This is a genomic window from Mesorhizobium sp. P2_D5, assembly GCF_056404355.1.
This window is the reverse complement of the sequence record NZ_JBFUEE010000001.1, coordinates 1,394,680-1,412,795: the sequence shown is the minus strand read 5'-3', so window position 1 is coordinate 1,412,795 and position 18,116 is coordinate 1,394,680. Positions and strand designations below refer to the sequence as shown.

Annotated in this window: 16 protein-coding genes; 10 read left to right on the top strand and 6 right to left on the bottom strand. The window is 61.5% G+C overall.

Annotated features, from left to right (window positions below):
* Nucleotides 1-46: 46 nt before the first annotated feature.
* The 6 genes from AC1DYW_RS06605 to AC1DYW_RS06580 are packed head-to-tail and all read left to right on the top strand — an operon-like array spanning nt 47 to nt 5,003.
* Entirely contained in the window at nt 47-1,558 is a 1,512-nt protein-coding gene (locus AC1DYW_RS06605) for a TadE/TadG family type IV pilus assembly protein (protein WP_477225486.1), read from the top strand.
* A 6-nt stretch (nt 1,559-1,564) separates the two neighbouring features.
* A complete protein-coding gene (locus AC1DYW_RS06600) occupies nt 1,565-2,056 on the top strand; it encodes a TadE/TadG family type IV pilus assembly protein (protein ID WP_477225485.1) in 492 nt (163 codons plus the stop codon).
* Entirely contained in the window at nt 2,050-2,688 is a 639-nt protein-coding gene (locus tag AC1DYW_RS06595) for a TadE/TadG family type IV pilus assembly protein (RefSeq protein ID WP_477225484.1), read from the top strand. The genes AC1DYW_RS06600 and AC1DYW_RS06595 overlap by 7 nt, the downstream gene beginning before the upstream one ends.
* Nucleotides 2,685-3,851 (top strand): CpaE/TadZ family protein, encoded by a 1,167-nt coding sequence (locus tag AC1DYW_RS06590; protein WP_477225588.1) that lies wholly within the window; start codon nt 2,685-2,687, stop codon nt 3,849-3,851. The genes AC1DYW_RS06595 and AC1DYW_RS06590 overlap by 4 nt, the downstream gene beginning before the upstream one ends.
* A complete protein-coding gene (locus tag AC1DYW_RS06585; RefSeq protein ID WP_477225483.1) occupies nt 3,832-4,425 on the top strand; it encodes a L,D-transpeptidase in 594 nt (197 codons plus the stop codon). The genes AC1DYW_RS06590 and AC1DYW_RS06585 overlap by 20 nt, the downstream gene beginning before the upstream one ends.
* Nucleotides 4,422-5,003, top strand: coding sequence for a hypothetical protein (locus AC1DYW_RS06580; protein ID WP_477225482.1), 582 nt, complete (start codon nt 4,422-4,424; stop codon nt 5,001-5,003). Before AC1DYW_RS06585 ends, AC1DYW_RS06580 begins: the two co-directional genes overlap by 4 nt.
* A gap of 159 nt (nt 5,004-5,162) precedes the next feature.
* Here the strand turns inward: AC1DYW_RS06580 and AC1DYW_RS06575 are convergent, their stop codons facing one another.
* From AC1DYW_RS06575 to AC1DYW_RS06555, 5 genes are all read right to left on the bottom strand, one after another.
* Entirely contained in the window at nt 5,163-5,699 is a 537-nt protein-coding gene (locus AC1DYW_RS06575) for a hypothetical protein (RefSeq protein WP_457152637.1), read from the bottom strand.
* Between the two features lie 260 nt (nt 5,700-5,959).
* A complete protein-coding gene (locus AC1DYW_RS06570; protein WP_477225481.1) occupies nt 5,960-6,364 on the bottom strand; it encodes a hypothetical protein in 405 nt (134 codons plus the stop codon).
* A 185-nt stretch (nt 6,365-6,549) separates the two neighbouring features.
* Nucleotides 6,550-8,151 (bottom strand): MBL fold metallo-hydrolase, encoded by a 1,602-nt coding sequence (locus tag AC1DYW_RS06565; protein WP_457152639.1) that lies wholly within the window; start codon nt 8,149-8,151, stop codon nt 6,550-6,552.
* Nucleotides 8,152-8,162: 11 nt separating this feature from the next.
* Nucleotides 8,163-8,999 (bottom strand): universal stress protein, encoded by an 837-nt coding sequence (locus AC1DYW_RS06560; protein ID WP_477225480.1) that lies wholly within the window; start codon nt 8,997-8,999, stop codon nt 8,163-8,165.
* Nucleotides 9,000-9,225: 226 nt separating this feature from the next.
* The gene (locus AC1DYW_RS06555; RefSeq protein ID WP_477225479.1) at nt 9,226-10,050 is read right to left on the bottom strand and encodes a pyridoxamine 5'-phosphate oxidase family protein; all 825 of its coding nucleotides are present in this window, start codon (nt 10,048-10,050) and stop codon (nt 9,226-9,228) included.
* Nucleotides 10,051-10,366: 316 nt separating this feature from the next.
* Here AC1DYW_RS06555 and nthA point away from each other — a divergent pair, with 316 nt between their 5' ends.
* From nthA to AC1DYW_RS06540, 3 genes are read left to right on the top strand one after another with little or no spacing between them, the layout of a single operon-like run.
* On the top strand, nt 10,367-11,014 hold the full coding sequence (nthA, locus tag AC1DYW_RS06550; RefSeq protein WP_477225478.1) for a nitrile hydratase subunit alpha: 648 nt from the start codon (nt 10,367-10,369) through the stop codon (nt 11,012-11,014).
* A complete protein-coding gene (locus AC1DYW_RS06545) occupies nt 11,014-11,652 on the top strand; it encodes an SH3-like domain-containing protein (RefSeq protein ID WP_477225477.1) in 639 nt (212 codons plus the stop codon). The genes nthA and AC1DYW_RS06545 overlap by 1 nt, the downstream gene beginning before the upstream one ends.
* A complete protein-coding gene (locus AC1DYW_RS06540; RefSeq protein ID WP_477225476.1) occupies nt 11,639-12,004 on the top strand; it encodes a hypothetical protein in 366 nt (121 codons plus the stop codon). The genes AC1DYW_RS06545 and AC1DYW_RS06540 overlap by 14 nt, the downstream gene beginning before the upstream one ends.
* 61 nt (nt 12,005-12,065) lie before the next feature.
* Here AC1DYW_RS06540 and AC1DYW_RS06535 read toward each other — a convergent pair whose 3' ends face one another.
* On the bottom strand, nt 12,066-12,926 hold the full coding sequence (locus tag AC1DYW_RS06535; RefSeq protein ID WP_477225475.1) for a DUF1194 domain-containing protein: 861 nt from the start codon (nt 12,924-12,926) through the stop codon (nt 12,066-12,068).
* Between the two features lie 108 nt (nt 12,927-13,034).
* Between AC1DYW_RS06535 and AC1DYW_RS06530 the strand changes: the two genes are divergently transcribed.
* Entirely contained in the window at nt 13,035-17,918 is a 4,884-nt protein-coding gene (locus AC1DYW_RS06530; RefSeq protein WP_477225474.1) for an nSTAND1 domain-containing NTPase, read from the top strand.
* Nucleotides 17,919-18,116: the final 198 nt, after the last annotated feature.

Here is an 18,116-nt window from a genome sequence, read left to right as displayed (position 1 = left end):
GAGAGAGAGAGAGAGAGAGAGAGAGAGAGAGAGAGAGAGTAAGGTCATGTTGGGGGCCATTCGTGCGTTCTGGAACGATCAACGCGGCGTAGCGATGATCTTCGTGGCGATAATGTTTCCGGTTCTGATCGGTTTTTCCGTGCTGGCCATCGATATGGCCAGGCTCAACGGGCTCCAGAACGATCTGCAGAAGGGTATCGATGCGCTTGCGCTTGCGACAGCTTCAGAGCTTGATGGTAGGGCGGATTCGATTGACCGAGCCAACCGGGCGGCGACTACTCTCCTCAGCAACACAACCAAATTTTCAACGGCAGACAATCACACACTGGCTCTTGCCGATGTCACGATCAAATACCTGACCGGGATACCCGCCAGCGATGACACCACTTTGACTGCTGACGGCGTCGACTCTACTGGCCATGACTGGTCAAGCACCGACCCGAAAGCGGTGCAGTTCTCCTTGGTGACGGTGAACGCGTCCGGTTTGGCGGATGGTGCCGGCGCATTTGCGACGATCTTTCCGGCAAGCATGATTGGCAGCGCCAACACCATGGACATCCAGCCACAGGCCGTGGCCGGGTTCGTTCAGTCGATCTGCGAAACCGTGCCGATTTTCATGTGCAACCCGTTCGAGACGACCGATCCGTTGACCAGCAAGACGATCCAACAGGCGTTTGCCTCGGGCAACACCTATAGCCGTGAGTTTCGTATTCTCAAGGTGGACTCGAACCCAGGCCCTGGCAATTTCGGGCTGATCGACAACAACCTGAGTTCGCTGCGTGATGCCATAGCGATGGGCACCTCAGGCACCTGCTACAACCGCGATGCGCTCACCACGAAAACCGGCGTCACCTTGGGACAGGTCAACGCTGGGCTGAATACCCGGTTCGATCTCTACAGCGGCTCGTTGAATAAAAACAATAAGGACTGGAACTACCGGCCTGCCAGCAATGTCCGCAAGGGCCAGAAGAACGGCTGCAGCAAATACGACCCCGTTACGGATGGAACGGCGCTGCCTCTCCCTCCCGGCGCAAACTATGTCGACTCAAAAGGAATGTCCGATCAGATTGCTACGCAAGGCTTTTGGTCTAGTTATTGGTCGATCAATCACGGCACGACATACCCCAACGTCCCTGCCGCCACCAACCCCACCGGCACCACCACTGTCCCGGCTTCCAGATATGACGTCTATAAATACGAGATTGCGCACGGGCTCGTCGGGGACAAGTCTCAGGCGCCGACAAAGGAAACCGGGACGCCGTCTTGCTTCAAGGGTGACAACCCAACGCCGGATCCTGATCGCCGTCTGCTCAACATGGCGATCGTCGACTGCATCGCGAACGCGGGCAAGATCAATGGCCACACCCAGTTAAAGCCGGATGGCTATGCCAGTGTGTTCGTCAACACCCCGGTCTCAAAGCAGAACAATGCCGATGATGACGACGGCACTGGTGCTGAGAAGCCGATCAGCCTGGAGATCGTCGACGTCGATGGAGGGTTTGCCAATAACACCCTTGTAGACAAAGCATTCCGCAATGAAGCCCAGCTGTATCGGTAGGGCGACATGACCAGGTTGGGCAAAATCATCCGGCGGTTCCAAGGCGACGAAAGCGGCGCCGCCTTGGTGGAAGTCGCGATCACCGTACCACTCGTATTGCTGTTATCGGCCGGTGTGTTCGAGTTCTCCAACGTTTTGAACACGCGTCTGCTCCTTGAAGCCGGCGTCGAAGATGCTGCGCGCTATATGGCGCGATGCAGTGGCGATTGGGTTACTTGCCAGGGCCTGGCACAAAACCTTGCGGCAAATGGGGCGATCGCTGGCGGCAGCGCAAGAGTTCCGGGATGGACCCCGGGTCAAGTCTTGATCACCAAGCCTGTTTCCACCCCAGCGGTCGATGGCAGCGGCAACGTGCTTTATCTCAGTAGCACCGGCACGGTGAACGTCGTGCAGGTCAGCACCGAGTTGCCATACAACGGCATCGTGTTCTGGGATTATCTGGGCCTTGGAACCCTCAACATCAACGTATCGCATCAGGAGCGCGTCTTCGGATGGTGATGGAAAACCGAAGGTTCCGCGCCGAGCAGTCGGGCGCCACAATGGTCGAAATGGCCATCGCTCTGCCATTGCTGCTGACGCTGCTGCTGGGTTTTGTCGACTTCGGCTACGCCTTTTTCCAGTGGAACGCCGGGAACAAAGCGGTGCAGGCCGGCGCAAGACTGGCAGAGATCTCTGCACCTGTCGCCAGCGGGCTTTTGCTTGAGACGTTGACGCAGAGCGATGTCACTAAAGTCGGTACCGCGGTGCCCGCAAACACCTACAACTATATCTGCACGGCAAATGCCGCTGGAACCGTCTCTTGCACATGTGGCGCAGGCGCTACGTGCCAGAACCTGAATGCGAGCCAGGCCGCCTTTGATTTCATTTTCAGCGGCAACGGCAACCGGGCCGGAATGCAGAGGTTCCTGCCAACCTTAGTGAAGTCCGAGGTCAGGATACAATATCAGGCGTCAGGACTCGGATATTGGACGCGCCCTGAGGGGCCGGTGCCGACCATTACCGTCAGCATCACCGACCATCCCTTTCAGTTCTTTTTCCTGGCCGGATTGCTCGGATTCGGAACCATCACCATGCCCTCCATGCTGAGCACGGTCACGGGCGAAGACATGAAGAGCACGTGGACGCCATGAATGCCATCAACACCAAGGTTACACCGACCAAGCGCAAGCAGGTGGCGCTGTTCTCGTCGGATCCGAACTTCAAGCGCGAGGTGGCGACGCGGCTCGAGGCGCTGGCGATCTACGATGTCAGGGTTTCCGAGACGCCCGACTTCCTAAAGGGGCCGCCCGCCGACACGCGACCCGGCATCGTCATCCTCGACCTTGCCAATGGCGAGGTGCTCGGCCAGGCAGGTATCGTCGAGGCGCGGTCCAAATGGGCAAGCGTACCGCTGATCGCAGTTTCCGGCGAATTGACGTCGGAGCAGACGCGGGTGCTGGTGCGCATGAACGCGTCCGACTGGCTGCACAAGCCGCTCGATGCCAAGGAACTGCTCAACGCGGTGACCTTCCACGACACCGGCAACCAGGGAACGAAAAGCCGGATCATCACCTTCATCAGCGCCAGCGGCGGCGCCGGTGGGACGACACTCGCTTTGTCGGCGGCCGAATACCTGGCCTCGAAATCGGCCGAACGCGCGGCTTCCACCTGCCTGGTCGATCTCGATTTCCAAAGCGCCAATTGCGGTGCCTATCTCAACCTGTTCAACCAGTTCGACCTCGCCGGCATCATCGGCCAGCCGGAACGGCTCGATGTCGAACTGATGGATGTCATCAAGCTGTCGCGCCCGTCCGGCCTCACCATGTATGCCTTCGAAAGGCCGCAACTGCCTTTCGAGCCGCACGGCAGCGATTTCGTGTTCCGGCTGCTGGACCTCGTCGCCTACCGTTTCGACGACATCGTCATCGACCTGCCGAACATCGAGACGCCCTGGCATAACTCCGTGCTGTCGACCAGCGACGAGATCTTCATCGTCTTCGAACTCAATGTCGCTTCGCTGCGGCAAGGCAAACGGCTCTACAAGAAGATCCGCGAACTGCGCGGCAATGCGGTCAACATCACGCTGGTCGCCAACAAGCACAAGCGCAAATGGTTCGGCAACCACTTCTCGCGCAGCGAGCTCGAGAAGATCTTCAAGGCACCGCACATCAAGTCGGTCGCGCTGGACAATGCGTTGCTGACCGATGCCCTGAATCGTGCGATCCTGCCTTCCGAAGTCGATGGGCGGGCGCGCTTCAACAAGGACCTGAAGCGGATGTTCAAAGAGCGGCTCGATGACGCTGCTGCACGCTAGCTACCGGATCGCCCAGGGGTTGGCCTACGCCAGCCTGCTGGGCGTGGTGTTGGCGCTACCAGTCCAGGACTTCGCCCAAGCGAGATCGAGCCTTTCTGATCGGCCGCCGCTGCCGGCAATGGGCCCCAGCCTGCGCAAGACGGTTGCCTTCGCAACCACCGAGCAGCCAGGAACGATCATCATCCGCAAGAACGAGAAGGCGCTTTACCTGGTGACCCGCCAAGGCCAGGCGCTACGCTACCAGATCAGCGTCGGACGCGACGGGTTTGGCTGGACAGGCGTCGTCAAGGTGGGGGCCAAGACCGAATGGCCGGAGTGGCGCCCGCCGCAGGAAATGCGGGCCCGCCAGCCGGAGTTGCCGAAAATGGTGCCCGCCGGGCCCTACAATCCTCTTGGCGCAAGGGCGCTCTACCTGCTTCGTGACGGTCGCGACACACTCTACCGGATACACGGCACCAATGATCCGTCCGGTGTCGGGTTCGACGGGACATCGGGATGTTTTCGGCTTACAAACACCGATGTGATCGATCTTTTCAAGCGCGTCGCGGTCGGCGCGAAGGTGGTGGTCCAATGACGATGCTCAGCGAACCGGACATGCCGGCGATCGATATCGGAAACCAGGAACCGCGCGAACAGGACGCCATCGAGAAACCGAGCAAGATAAAGACGATCGGCATTCTCATCGCCAGCGGCGGCTTGCTCCTCACCGTGGTCAACATGGCGGCCGCGATCTATCTCTATCGCGGCATGAACGACTTGCGTTTCGTCGAAGCGCGGCTGGAGCAGCTCGGGGCGTTCGAGCAGCGGATCGCGGCACGGCTCGACACGGTCAACAACGGCTTCCAGAGCCGGTTCGAGAAACTGGACAGCCAACTGCAAGGCAGCTTCAACGAGATCAATAGCAACGTTGCCCAGCTGGCACTGACTAGGCCGATCGCCGGCGACGAGGCCACGCCGGGTGCGGTGGAGCCGCCGGAGATGACCACCAGCACGCTGGCGGAAGCGCCCGAAGCTCTCGAAGGCGCGAGCGCGAGCGAACCCAGTATCACGCCCAGGAAGAGGGCCGCGCCGGCGTCGCCCCCTCCCCCAAGCTCCAACTACCAGCGCATCCAGCAGCCTGACGGCAAGGTCTATTACAAGAGGATCAATTAGACCTCGTAGGGTATGGATTTTGGCAGGGCACTGGTGGCGAATGCCGCCCGCTCCAACTCTTTAGTTCTGACGCGACTCCCCAAGGGAAAGCGCTACGCGCTTTTCCCGGAAACCCGTTTCACATTTTTCCCGGAATTGCTGTAGAGATCGCGGGATTGCTCAGAGATCGCGCTGCAGGGCCATGATGCGGGAGGTCCGGGCTTCAAACCGCGCCCGCGCTTCGTTGAGGAAGACGACGTGGCAGTACACACAGGCCGCAGCGCCCAGAAGCAGCACCAGGCTGTTCTTCAAGGTGAAATCCATCGCCAGCGCGAACGGAAGACCCCGGGGCGTCGTGAAGGCGGCGATCGTGCTCGCCGTTTCCGAGTGGCTGCCGACCGCGATCATCAGCCCGGCGAAGAGCAGGGCGACGTGGTTCGTAAGGAAGAAGAAGGCCGACCTCCGGGTCTGGCACGCCATCCAGCAGACGATCGATGCGGCGCCAAGGATGGCGGCGTCGGCAGCCATCGAGCCACCCAGATAGGCGTTGACCTGCTGCCAAAGCATCGTCGACAAGGGGCGCAGTTCAAGCCATACCCACCATGCGGTAGGGCTGGCTGGATAGATTCCCAGCAAGAAGGCTGCCATGCGTTCCCCTGCCAGGATCGCAAGAATGAGAAACGGGAAGGCAAAAAGCAGAAGCGGCTTGCGTTTCATGTTCCCTCACAATCTGCAAGTTAAGATAGACCGCGAAGATTGCGCAAGGCTTAACATCTCTCGCCGCCACGAAGCGCCGACCCGCAGCGAGGGCCGCCCGATCTACGGGAGGTTCGGGCTCGGGGGGAACCGCCCGAGGCGAAATAGGCGCCAGGCTGGAGGGCGGCGGGGCTATCGCCAGATCTCAGAAGACCCAAGGACTTCCCAGATGCGAGCGTGCTGATCTGCGCAACGCGGACAGTCGAGCGGCCGGGAATCGATCAAAGATTGAAGACGTGCGAAGCCGTCAGACCGGCGAGCAGCACGCCCGCAAGGAGAGCGACGATCGAGGCGAGGAACCAGCGCAGCGTGACCTGATAAACCGGCTCGTCGTCGTCTCGTGGGAGCAACGACCGCCACAGCGCAACGAACTGAAGGACGATGGCCAGTGCCAGCAGCAGCGTCGCCAGGATCGAGGCAAACGTCCATCCGCCCTCGACTTCGAAATTCCAGTACCGCAGGAAAAGAAGCGAAAATCCGAGCAGCACGGTGATCGCGGAGATGGCACCTTGTCGGTAGCCAGCGGGCAAGGGAACTCTGCGCTCAAAACCTGTTTCCTGCTGGCGATCGATCTGGCGATCGGGATAGTCGTCCGGGCGGTTGGGCTGGTCGGTCATGCTGTTCACAATATCGCCGGCGTCGGCATCGTCAAATGGTGACGATCTTCAAGGTATCGCTCGCCGTAGACGATGCGATCTTCTTCCGCCTCAAGGTCAGGAAATCGCGCCTTCCCGCGGCGCCCGTTCGAGCAGCCCGGCCTCTATGAGGACAAAGGCGCCGGTGCAGGGGACCAGTTACCAAGAAGGCCACCCTACACGTCCTTGTCCTCGAGCGCCCTGCGCATGCGCCTGATCACCGCGGCGCGACCCCGTTCATCGGTCGCCGCGCTGACCGCCTCGTTTACGTCCAGGAGAAGTTTTGAAAGGTCATTGTGCCAGTCGAGGCGGGCAATCTTTTCCGGCTTCAATCGGCGGGGCTCGTTGACCTCGACCGGCAAACTGCGACCGGGGGTCAATTGGAAAGCATCGTCCAGCCTCGGGATGATGATCTTGTCGTCGGGTATCAGTCCTGCAAGCCTTCTACGCAGGCCGCCGAGTCCAGCCTCCTCTCCATGCGTCAAGAACACCTGCTGCTTCACCGGAGTTCGGGCCCTGATCCAGGCGACCAGTTCACTGGCATCGGCATGTCCGGAATAAAGGTCGAACAGGCTGATACGGGCCTTGACCTCGACTTCCTCACCCTGGATGCGCACGCGCTGCGCGCCGTCCAGCAGGATCCTCCCGAGCGACCCCTGGGCCTGATATCCGGCCATCATCACCGTGGCGTTCCTGCGCCAGAGATTGGCCTTGAGATGATGGCGGATACGCCCCGCGTCGCACATGCCACTGGCTGCAATCACCACGAAGAAGCCACTCAGGCGATTGATCGCCTTGCTTTGCTCCACTGTCTCGGTGAAGCGCAACTCTTTTGAACCGAGGGCCTGGCGCAGCACGTTGCCCTGTTCGATCTCGTCGGCATGCCGGTCGAAAATCGCGCTGGCGCGCGTCGCCAGCGGCGAGTCAACAAAAACCAGGGCTGATGGCACCTCCCCGGCTTTCATGAGCAGATACAGGTCGATCAGCAGTTCTTGCGTCCTCTCTACGGCGAAGGACGGAATAATGAGGGGGCCGCCGGCCTTGGCGGCGCCGCGCACGACGTCACCGAGCTGAGATCGCCGCCGTTCGGGCGAAACGTCCGGGCGGTCCCGGTCGCCATAAGTCGATTCGCAGATCAGATAGTCAACGTCGGCCGGCCCCTCGGGATCGGTCTGAAGCAGCTTGTGGCCTGGGCCGATGTCGCCCGAAAACACGATGCTCAGCGGCACATCATGTCGGTCGATCTCGAGCTCTACCGACGCCGAACCAAGCAGGTGGCCCGCGTTCCAGAAGCGGGTACGAACGCCTTCGGCGATGGTGGTCCATTCGCCATATTCCGAAGCCCGAAACAATGTCATGCACGCGGCGGCATCCTGCTGACCGTAGATCGGCTCGACGGGCGGGCGCCCGCGCTGCGCATTGCGACGGTTCAGGTGCTCGACCTCCGTCTCCTGGATATGCGCCGCGTCCGGCAGCATGACCGAGCAGAGATCAATCGTGGCACGGGTCGTATGGATCGGACCGGAAAAGCCCTGTTTGACCAGTTTCGGCAAAAGGCCACTGTGGTCGATATGCGCATGGGTCAGGATGACAGCGTCAATCGCGTCCGGTGGAAACGGGAATGCACCATAGTTCAGTTCCCTCTCGGACTTGGAACCTTGGAACAGGCCGCAGTCGATGAGGATACGCGAATGCGGCGTCTCGATCTCATAGCATGAGCCCGTGACGCCATGGGCCGCGCCGTGGAAGCGCAGGACTGGATCCGTCTCGCCTCTCATCTCGCGACGACCTAATGCGACAGGAGAACAGGCAGGCGCATATCGGCGAGAATGCCCTCGGTGGCTCCGCCGAGCACGAAGTCCCTGACGCGGGAATGCCCGTATCCGCCCATGACAAGCAGGTTGCCGCCGACCTTGAGAGCGTGTTCCTGTAGGGCAGTTCCGATTGAACGTTTCCCCGCTTGAATAGAGGCGGCCTCGGCCACCAGGCCACGCGTCCTCAGGCCCTGCGCAAGGCGTTCGCCGATGTCCTGCCCCGGAAGCGGTTTTTCGTCAGTCACGGTCACAACAGTGACCATCGAGGCACGTTCGAGAAACGCCTTTGCATCGGCAACGGCCCGGGCGGCGACTCGGCTGCCGTCCCAGGCGATAACGACATGTCCAAGAACCCCGACGTCAGTGGAGTCGGGAAGAAGCACGGTCGGTCGACCCGAACTGAACAATATCGCCTCGGCTATCATCCGCGCCGTCTGGTTGGCCGGCGCCCAGCCAACCAGACAGATATCGAAATAGCGGGAGTGGTTTGCGGCAACCTCGCCCATCAGGGCCGGTGGTGCGCTCAGCCCCTGCGTCGTGAGGGCCACACCGCTATGTGCCGCTTCTTGCGTAATGGCCTCTAGCAGAACACTGCCGCACGTGCGGCTGGTCGCCTCGACCTCTCGTATCTTGCTCGGAAGATCAAGCAGGTAGCTCGACAGCGCGTTCGAAACGTCGGGAATGTCGACATTGATGGCAACAGCATCAAGCGATGCGTCGATCTGCTTGACGAGGGCGACCGAGTTCGCCGCGATTTTCGAGGAGTTCGCGTCTGGATAAGTCGCCAAGGACAGGGATGCCATCAGCTTCATTGGAATCGTCTCCATGGTCGAACGGCCAACTGCCATCACCATCTTGTAGTCACGATGGATGAGACGAGCTTTGACCCAGCGCAAATGCGATCCTTCAAATACTGAGCAGCAGGGTCGGCCAAGCTGAGCCCAGCTAGCGCCGCGAGATGGAGTTGACTTGGAGGGCCGCGTCACTGCCTATCTTGGCGCTTCGCGGGTTTTGGGGTGACAGCGTGATTGCCGTCGATCAGCCTTTCCATGTCGGCTGGCGCGGATGGATGTCGTCCTTGAAGGCGTCGAAGCCCTTCCAGGCAGGTTCGATCAGATCGCAGCCCGGCATGGGCGTGAAGGGCGACGGCTCGCTGAGCTGCATCGTCGGGATGTAGCGCGGACAGTTCGGGAAGATCACGCGCGCCTCCACGCGTACCATCATCTGTGCGCCGACCGTCCTGCCTGTTAGCGGATCGTCTCGGTCGATTCGGGCGGCGCCGTTAACGCGCAGGCGGCGCGGCGTGCCGTGCATGGCGATGAACAACAGCGCGACGTTCGGATTGACGTCGAGGTTGCCGAGGCTCCTGAACATGCCGTTGCCGTCATAATCCGGGAACGCCAGCTCCGATGGCCCAATGACACGCACGAAGCCGGCGGGGCCGCCCTTGAACGAGCAATCTGGCCGTCCCTCGGCGTCGACCGTGGCAAGAAAGAAGTAAATCGCATTCTCGATGAACGCCTTATCCTCGTCGGTGAAGGCCGTCCGTGCCATCTCTGCCAGGCGGTCAGCGATGCGCCGGCTCTCGAAGCGGTCCTGCAGAGAGCGATTGCCTTCGTGGTAGAATGCTTCGCCGGTCATGGACGTTCCTCCTTCACAACTCGGGTGATGGTCCGATCCTGAGTGATGCGGCAAGTCGTACGACAGGCGCGAGGCCCTCGCCGCCGGTAGCATGGGCTGCCTGCGATGCAATCGCGAGAGAAAGCCAGGCACGAGCACCAGATCGCGCGAGCTCATGCCCATCGCTCTGTGTACGCGATCCTCGCCATCACTTCTCGAATGACGGATCTTGGCCGGGCGCATCGTCTCATTCCGGAAGCACTGAGGACCCCTATCGTTTTACACGATATCAAGGGCCGATCATATCGGAGTGTCGAACTGCAATGGTGTCGCGCCTGGCGCGTGCCCTAGTGGGCGCCCGGTTCGGTCGCCGCATGCAGGGGCCCCAAAGCAGCAAGACATCGGCTTCGACCTTTAAGCTGACGTGAGGTCAGAAAGTCAATGACTCGAGTGCACCGCTCCAATAAACTGGTCATTGATGGTCGGCGAGGAGTTAGCCACGCAACCCTAAAAATCCAACCCAGCGCGGTGCGAAGAATGATACTCAGGGAGGGCATCAATGAGTTCATACGATTCCGACAAGGTTGCCAAACTTCATCGGGAATTGCACAGCCATCTTCCGCCTGAACCGGCGCTTCGCCTGAGAGCACTGGAGACGGTTCTGGTCGAGAAAGGCTTTCTGGCGGCCGACGCCGTGGACAAGTGGCTCGACGACTACTCGGAAAACGTAGGTCCGATGAATGGAGCCAAGGTCATCGCGCGGGCGTGGACTGATCCCAAGTTCGCCGAACGGCTGGCGAAACATGCGGCCGAGGCGTTTTCGGAAATCGTCCCAAGCGTCAGGAAGGATTACCCCCTTGTCGCAGTGTTCAACACGCCGGAGATTCACAACGTTGTCGTGTGTACCTTGTGTTCCTGCTATCCGGTTGGAATCTTGGGAATGTCTCCATCTTGGTACAAGTCGACCGAGTACCGGGCGCGAGTGGTCCGCGATCCGCGTGGCGTTCTCGCCGAATTCGGAACCGACCTGCCGGACAAGGTTGAGGTCACGGTGTGGGACTCGACTTCAGACCGGCGGTACATGGTGGTCCCGGAGCGTCCAGAAGGGACGGACGGCTGGACCGAAGAGGACCTTGCCGGCCTCGTGACGCGCAATGCAATGATCGGGACGATGAGGGATCTGTCGCCAAAGCAGGAGGTGGGGTGATGGATACGGTACACGACCTCGGCGGCAGGCAAGGGTTCAGGCCGATCCCAAACGTCGCAGAAGATGACTCGGCGCTGTTTTCCGATGAATGGAAGGCGCGAACATGGGCGATCGCCATGATGTCGATGAAAAAGCTGACGACGGATCGCACGGGCTGGACGCTCGATTGGTATCGCCACGTCTTGGAAAGGCTTCCCCCGGACGCCTACCTCGGCCTCGACTATTTCGAGAAGTGGATTCTGGGCATGATGGTCACGTCTGTGGATGAAGGTGTCGCGGGCGTTCAGGAGTTCTTCGACGGCAGTGCCTCAAGTCGAACCTTCGAATACGAGGCGCCCAGGCCTGCGGTCGAGGTCTCGCCCACAGGGGCAAGGTTCAAGGCTGGCGACAAGATTGTGGCACGGCGCGACGTCGCCACAATGCACACGCGGCTGGCTGGGTATGTCCGCGGCCGACCCGGGGTTGTCGACAGCGTGAACGGGCCACAGCCTTTGCCCGACGAGAAAGCTGTCGGCACGATACGGCGCGAGCAGACATACGTCGTGCGGTTTCGGATGTCGGATCTTTGGCCTGAAGCCGGCGACAGCGCAGACAGCCTGCGGATCGACATGTGGGACAGCTATCTTGAGCCGGCCTGAGATTGCCCGTCGCGCACGGCGCCATCGCGATGGCGAACCTGTCTTCTCCGAGCAATGGCACGCTCAGGTCATTGCGTTGGTCGAGCTGCTCATCGCCGACGGAAAGATCGAAGCCGAGGATTGGTCTCAGACCTTGGGCGCCGAGCTTGATCGACGGGCGACCGATACAGCCATGGACCCCGACGCGATCTATTACGGGGCCTTTCTCAGCGCTCTGGAGCAGATACTCGACAGGAGCCAGTTCGCCCTGCGAGCCGAGGTGGACAGACGCCAACAGGATTGGCGAAACGCCTACCTGACGACACCGCATGGCAAGCCAGTGGCCCTGGGTCCGCAAGCAGATTCAATTTGACTGTAGGCAGCGGTGCGCGTTGCTGCCCACCTCTACAACGCGGTCACCCAGTTGCCCATCGCTACCGGCCCGGCACCTGAGCTATCCCGTTGCAATCGACCGTGCGGTGTGAACGCACGGTGTAGCTGGCGTGGATCACCTGACCCATGTTCATGGAGATTTCACGCACCAGCTTTCGACGAACTGCAGTCGCGAACATAGCGGCCTCGGTGACGCCGATTGTAAATGCGTCTGGCCCGCCAATGACACAGCGCTCGAAATAGGATTGGAGGTTGGAACGGTCGTACATCGCAAACCCGTCGGCCCCGCCAATGCGGGGCATTGCGATAGGCAGCCCGTTGATCGTCACGCCTTCCGCAAGAAGAACCTGCCGGATGGGGTCAAGGAGTGCTCCGGCATTGTTGGGTCCGTCGCCGGATACGTCAATAACCCTGCGCGGGCTGCGCAAGCCACTCTTCGCGAACTGATCATTCGCGGCCGACAATGCGCCGGAAATCGACGTTCCGCGGCCTTCAGTCAACGGCAGCGCCGCAAGCCTGTCTGCCAAAGTCAGAACATCGTCGAGGCTTTCGACAATTGTCCACGGCACAATGACTGTTTGCTGACGTGGGCCGGCCCACTCCAGATAAAGCACTGCGATCCTGCCCCGCTCTCCCGACTTGATTGCCCTGGCGATGTCCGTGTGGCGGAAAGCATCGACGTAGCCGTCGCGTTGCACTCTTTGCTCAACCTTGCTCATCGAGGGCGAGACGTCCACGGCAAGGATCAATTGCAGATCGACTTCGGTCAGGTCGTCTGCGCGACGGTCGGTCGAGTGAGCCTGTGACGCCATCGCGAAGAACAGACTGAGCAGGCAGAGGCCCGTGAGCTGTGGCACCGGTCTTGCTCCGGCAGATCGAGCAATCCGCACCAAGTAGTCCATGGCGAGCCTCCCGCTGACAATGCAATTGTCGGTCCGAGGCGTCTCTTTGGTCACGAACGGCTTCCGATCATTTGCCGAAATCTGCGCTCCCCGCCGGTCTGGATGGCGATGACTCTTCGCAGCGCGAACCGTGCTAAGATCGAAGAATTGGACTGCGGCTTCGTGCGTGAGGGAACCGGCTTGAATAGCTCGCCGCCCACGACGTTCGTACTCAACGGCATTACCGCCGATCTGAGCAGCGAGACCTTGCGCGACAAGTCCAACAGGACAATCGCACTTCGCCACCAGACCTTCGCGGTGCTTCGTCACCTTCTGGAAAACGCTGATCGCGTCATCACCAAGGACGACCTGATGAAGGCAGTCTGGAACGGCATAGCCGTGACCGACGACAGCCTGGTGCAATGCATTCACGAGATCCGTGCGGCGCTCAACGACAATCGGCAGGCCGTCGTGCAGACGGTTCCGAGGCGCGGATACAGGCTAGTCCTTCCCTCAAATGCCGCACCGAGAATGGCCACCATCCTGGCCGCCGAAGTGGCCGCCGGGGGCCGGCTGACAGGCATGGATGAGCCGATCTCCGCTGCAACTTTCCGGGCATACAGGCAGATCATCGATCGGCTGCTGGTTGAACATGCGGATGGTGTGTTCTGGAGCGCCGAAGAGAGCGTGGTCGCCGAGTTCTCCGGCCCTGTCGAGGCGATGCGGTGTGCGGGCGAGATCCAGCATGAGGTCGATAGGCGGAACCGCGAAGTTCCCGAGGTAAAGCGCCTGCGCTTCCGCATCGGCGTTCACCTGGGTTATGCCGTCGCCGAGGGCGACCACCTCGCGGGCGAGGCCGTCGAGGTCGCCGCTCATCTGCAAACATTGTCACGACCGGGCGGGATTTGCGTCACGGAAGCGGTGCGCGCCCAGGCTCAAGACCGACTCTCGCTGGAGTTCGTCGATCTCGGCGAGCACAAGCTGAAGAACGTCGCACGCGCCTTGCGCATCTACCGCGTACCCCTTGCTGCGGAGGAACCGGTCAGGTCACCATTTCGTGGTCTCGATGCCTTCGAATTCGAAGATGCCGATCTCTTCTTCGGCCGAGCGCGGGCGATTGCGGCCTGCACCGCAAGACTTGAGCAGCAGGCAGCAAGTGGCACGGCATTCCTGCTCATCTACGGTATGAGCGGATGCGGCAAGTCTTCCCTCCTGCGCGCTGGCCTGCTGCCGTCATTGACACTGCCTGGAGCCGTGGCAGGCATATCCCTGTGGCGCCGCTGCCTGATCCGCCTCTCCGAAGGACCGGATCCATTCGCTGTGCTGGCTGCGGCACTGCTTCGCGAAACTGCTGTGCCGGAGCTGGCCTCCGAAGTAACAGCCGCGGAGTTTGCTCGGCTCTGCAGGAGCACGCCGGATCGGGCACTGGCGATGATCCGACAGGCACTTCGCGAGGCCGCCGGGCCGGCCCGCCCGCAGATCAGATTGCTTGTCGCCATTGATCAGCTGGAGGAGCTGTTCACGACGGAGAAGCAGCCGGCGACGCGCGAGGCCCTCGTGCGGCTCATGGCGGTGCTGGCCGCGAGCGGACTGGCCTGGGTGATAGCGGCGATCCGTTCGGACTTTTTTCACCGCTGCGGAGAGGTCCGGGGTTTCTCGGCGCTCAAGGACGGCCTCTCCAGCTACGAACTCCTGCCGCCGACTGGCCCAGAGATCGGGCAGATCATCCGCGAACCGGCGGGCGTCGCCGGGCTCCGCTTCGAGGAGAGTGCCGAACTGGGGCGGCTCGACGATGTGCTGCAGGAGGCAGCAGCTGCCGATCCCGGATCATTGCCGCTTCTCGAGTTCGTGCTCGACGCGTTGTACGAGGCCGGCCGCGAGCGCCGAGTTCTCACCTTTGCGCATTATCGCGCGCTCGGCGGGCTCGAAGGCGCAATCGCGCGCCGCGCCGACGAAGTCGTGGACTTGCTGGCGCCCAACATCCAGGAGGCCTTACCCGCGGTGCTGCGCGCGCTCACCACGGCAAGTCCTGGCGATGAAACGGTCACGGCACGTCCGGCCCTGTTCACCGAAATTGCAGGCACCCCCTCGCGATCGGCCCTCGTCAGGGCCCTGATCGACGCACGGCTCCTCGTCAGCGACGAGGACGCCGGAGGGCATGTCTTCGTCCGCGTTGCACATGAAGCACTGTTGAGCCGTTGGCCGCGCGCCGGTGACATTGTGAATGCAAACCGGGACTTTCTCGAGACGCGCGAACGCCTCAGGGCCGACACCCACCGATGGCACCTGGAGAGCAGGAATCGAGAGCTTCTCCTTCCGTCCGGCAAACGTCTCGCGGAGGGCGAAGAGCTGATGTTGTCAAGACGGGAGGAGGTCGACGATGACGTACTTGAATACATCGAGGCGTCCTTGCGTGCCCATCAGCAGAAAGAGGAGAAGGACCGGCACACAGAGCTGGCGCTGATCGAGGCCGCAGAAGAGGCAAAACGCGAGCGCCGTGAGCGCGAGGCCGAGCGCCGGAGCCTCGCGGCTGCCGCGGCAAACCGGCTTGCCCGCCGTACGCGCAATGCCGCGATTGTGGCGATAATGCTCGCTCTCATGGCGGGCGCAGGTGCACTGGTCGCCTTCAGGGCGCAGGAGGAAGCAAGGTCGCAACGCGACCTGGCGCTGCGCAACCAGTCTCTTTCGCTCGCGTTTCTCTCGCAGCAGTCCACGGCGAGAGGCAACACCGAGGCTGCGATCCTGTTGGCGCTCGAAGCACTGTCCTCGAAAGACCCGTCCGAGCGGCCCTATCTCTTTGAAGCGGAGGCAGCCCTCTTCAAGGCCCTGCTGGCGCACCACCAGATCAAAATCTTCCGGCATGGTGCCGGCGTCGCGGATGCGGCGTTCAATCCGAGCGGCGATCACATCGTCACTGCATCCTACGATAAAACTGCAGGCGTCTGGGACATCTCCAGCGGTGCCGAAACTGCGGTTCTAAAAGGTCATGGAGGGGCCGTGGAGAGGGCTGAGTTCAGCCCGGACGGGAGCCGTATCCTGACGGCCGCGAGGGACGGCACTGCACGCGTCTGGAACGCCATCTCGGGAGAACAGCTCTTCATCCTGCAGCCGGTAGGCAATTATCCAACCGCAATCTTCAGCCCGAATGGCAACCAGGTGCTGACGGCGGGGGAGAACAGCGATGCAGTGCTCTGGGACGCCCGGACCGGAAGAAAAGTCGTGAGTGTAAGAAGCGACGGATATGCACGGGCTGGCTTCAGTCCGGACGGTCACAGCTTCGCGACGGCACGCAAGCACTTTGTTTCGATCTGGAGTACCGCGGATGGCGCACTGACGCGGTCATTCCGGGTGAACTCCCGGCCCTATAGCCTGGCGTTCAGCCCGGACGGGGGCCGGCTGCTGGCTGGCGCATGCGGCCCGCTTTCATACGGCGGCACTTCCAGCCTTTTAGATGCGTCGAAAGGAATGGAGATCGCGAAGCTGGACGGCCACAAGAGCGACACGCAATTGAACGGCGTGATTTTCAGTCACGGGGGTCAGCGGATCGCCACCGTATCACTCGACGGCGCTGCCCGGATTTGGGATGGATCGTTGGGAACGTTGCATGACCTGCTCGGCCAGGAGGTTTCGGGTTTGAAGCTCGCCGATATCGGTGCGGATGAACGCGATGAAGAGATGAACGGTGCTTTCAGCCCGGACGACCGCTTTCTGGCGACTGCTTCGGTCAATGGGCCGGTCCGCATCTGGGACGTTGAACGCGCCTCGTTGGTCACGACGATCGCCGGTCATGAATCTTTGGTCGAGCATCTGGAATTCAGCCCGGCCGACAGCAACATTCTTCTCACCGCTTCGCACGATGGCACAGCTCGGCTGTGGGACGTCGACGGCGCACTGACGACCACGCTCTCTCATGAATATCGGCCGACTTTCGCGGTCTTCAGTGCCGACAATATCCACCTGTTGACCGGTGGCGGCGACAGCGCGGCGCATCTCTGGGATGTCGTGAGCGGCCGCGAGATCATCCGGCTCGATACACATGAGATCGTTCAACGCGCGACGTTCAGTCCCGATGGAAGGCGCGTCGCGACGGCATCTCTTGGGGGCCAGGTCCGAATTTGGGAGGTTGCCAGGGGATTCGAGACCGCCCAGTTCCGAGCCCATGGCGGACTGATCCAGATCCAGTTTGGTCGCGACGGCAAATCGCTTGTTTCCGCATCGATCGACGGTACCGCGCAGCTGTGGGATGCGGTGACCGGTACCGAGCTGGCCGTCATCAATTCAAGCAGCAAGCTGCCGCAGGCCATTCTTAGCCCCGACGAACGTCTGGTCTTCGCGGCCAGGGAAGACAATGCGGGCCACCTCCTGAAGGCGGGCGGGGCTGAGCTTAAGGCCCTTGTGGGGCACCGGGATCGCATCACGGCAGCGGCCTTCAACCCGGACGGTCAACTGGTCGCCACGGGCTCACTCGACCACACGGCCCGAATTTGGTCGACCACGAATGGAGCAAACGTCGTAACGCTAGAGGGACATACCGGCGAGGTGACGGTGGTCTCCTTCAGTCCCGACGGCCAGTCGCTGATGACGGCCTCACGCGATGGAACCGTCCGGATCTGGAGCGTCGCTGGCGGACTGGAAAGGACCGTTCTTAGGGGCCACAGCGGCGCGGTGGACAGCGCCCAGTTCAGTCCCAGTGGATTGTATGTCGTGACCGCGTCATCCGAAGATCGCACGGTCCGGCTATGGGCGACGCAATCGGGGCGCCAGATTGCCGTCCTTGCCAGCCAGGACGAAGCGACCGTTCGACCGGGCCTTACACGCGCAGCTTTCAGTTCCGACGGCACCCAGATCGCAATTGTTTCCGGCGAGGAAAGCGTCCGCATCGTTCGCGTCTTCCAGACACCCAGGGACCTCATTGACTTCGCCCGGCGCACCGTGCCTCGCGAACTCACCCCTTGCGAGCGGCGAAGCTTCTTCCTTCCTGAAGACCCTGCAATTGGTACTTGTCCGGGCTGAGGTCGACAATGGAGTCAGATTTTGCCGCCTGAGCCGGCTGCTGGAACGGGCAACTCAGCGCCGCATCTCGACTGTAGAGGCCAGCTTTGCCGCTTCCTGAAAGCTGACGTCGCAGGCGACCACGCTGGCGGTCGTGGTGGCGTCGGCGCGAAAGGTCGACGCTCAACCGAGTACATGGTGCGCCTTGCCGGACGAGGC

Bases quoted from the DNA above. Each gene is read 5' to 3' on its own strand.
- AC1DYW_RS06605 (WP_477225486.1), top strand. From the start codon at position 47: ATGTTGGGGGCCATTCGTGCGTTCTGGAACGATCAACGCGGCGTAGCG.
- AC1DYW_RS06600 (WP_477225485.1), top strand. From the start codon at position 1,565: ATGACCAGGTTGGGCAAAATCATCCGGCGGTTCCAAGGCGACGAAAGC.
- AC1DYW_RS06595 (WP_477225484.1), top strand. From the start codon at position 2,050: ATGGTGATGGAAAACCGAAGGTTCCGCGCCGAGCAGTCGGGCGCCACA.
- AC1DYW_RS06590 (WP_477225588.1), top strand. From the start codon at position 2,685: ATGAATGCCATCAACACCAAGGTTACACCGACCAAGCGCAAGCAGGTG.
- AC1DYW_RS06585 (WP_477225483.1), top strand. From the start codon at position 3,832: ATGACGCTGCTGCACGCTAGCTACCGGATCGCCCAGGGGTTGGCCTAC.
- AC1DYW_RS06580 (WP_477225482.1), top strand. From the start codon at position 4,422: ATGACGATGCTCAGCGAACCGGACATGCCGGCGATCGATATCGGAAAC.
- AC1DYW_RS06575 (WP_457152637.1), bottom strand. From the start codon at position 5,699: ATGAAACGCAAGCCGCTTCTGCTTTTTGCCTTCCCGTTTCTCATTCTT.
- AC1DYW_RS06565 (WP_457152639.1), bottom strand. From the start codon at position 8,151: ATGAGAGGCGAGACGGATCCAGTCCTGCGCTTCCACGGCGCGGCCCAT.
- AC1DYW_RS06560 (WP_477225480.1), bottom strand. From the start codon at position 8,999: ATGAAGCTGATGGCATCCCTGTCCTTGGCGACTTATCCAGACGCGAAC.
- AC1DYW_RS06555 (WP_477225479.1), bottom strand. From the start codon at position 10,050: ATGCGCCCGGCCAAGATCCGTCATTCGAGAAGTGATGGCGAGGATCGC.
- nthA (WP_477225478.1), top strand. From the start codon at position 10,367: ATGAGTTCATACGATTCCGACAAGGTTGCCAAACTTCATCGGGAATTG.
- AC1DYW_RS06545 (WP_477225477.1), top strand. From the start codon at position 11,014: ATGGATACGGTACACGACCTCGGCGGCAGGCAAGGGTTCAGGCCGATC.
- AC1DYW_RS06535 (WP_477225475.1), bottom strand. From the start codon at position 12,926: ATGGACTACTTGGTGCGGATTGCTCGATCTGCCGGAGCAAGACCGGTG.
- AC1DYW_RS06530 (WP_477225474.1), top strand. From the start codon at position 13,035: ATGACTCTTCGCAGCGCGAACCGTGCTAAGATCGAAGAATTGGACTGC.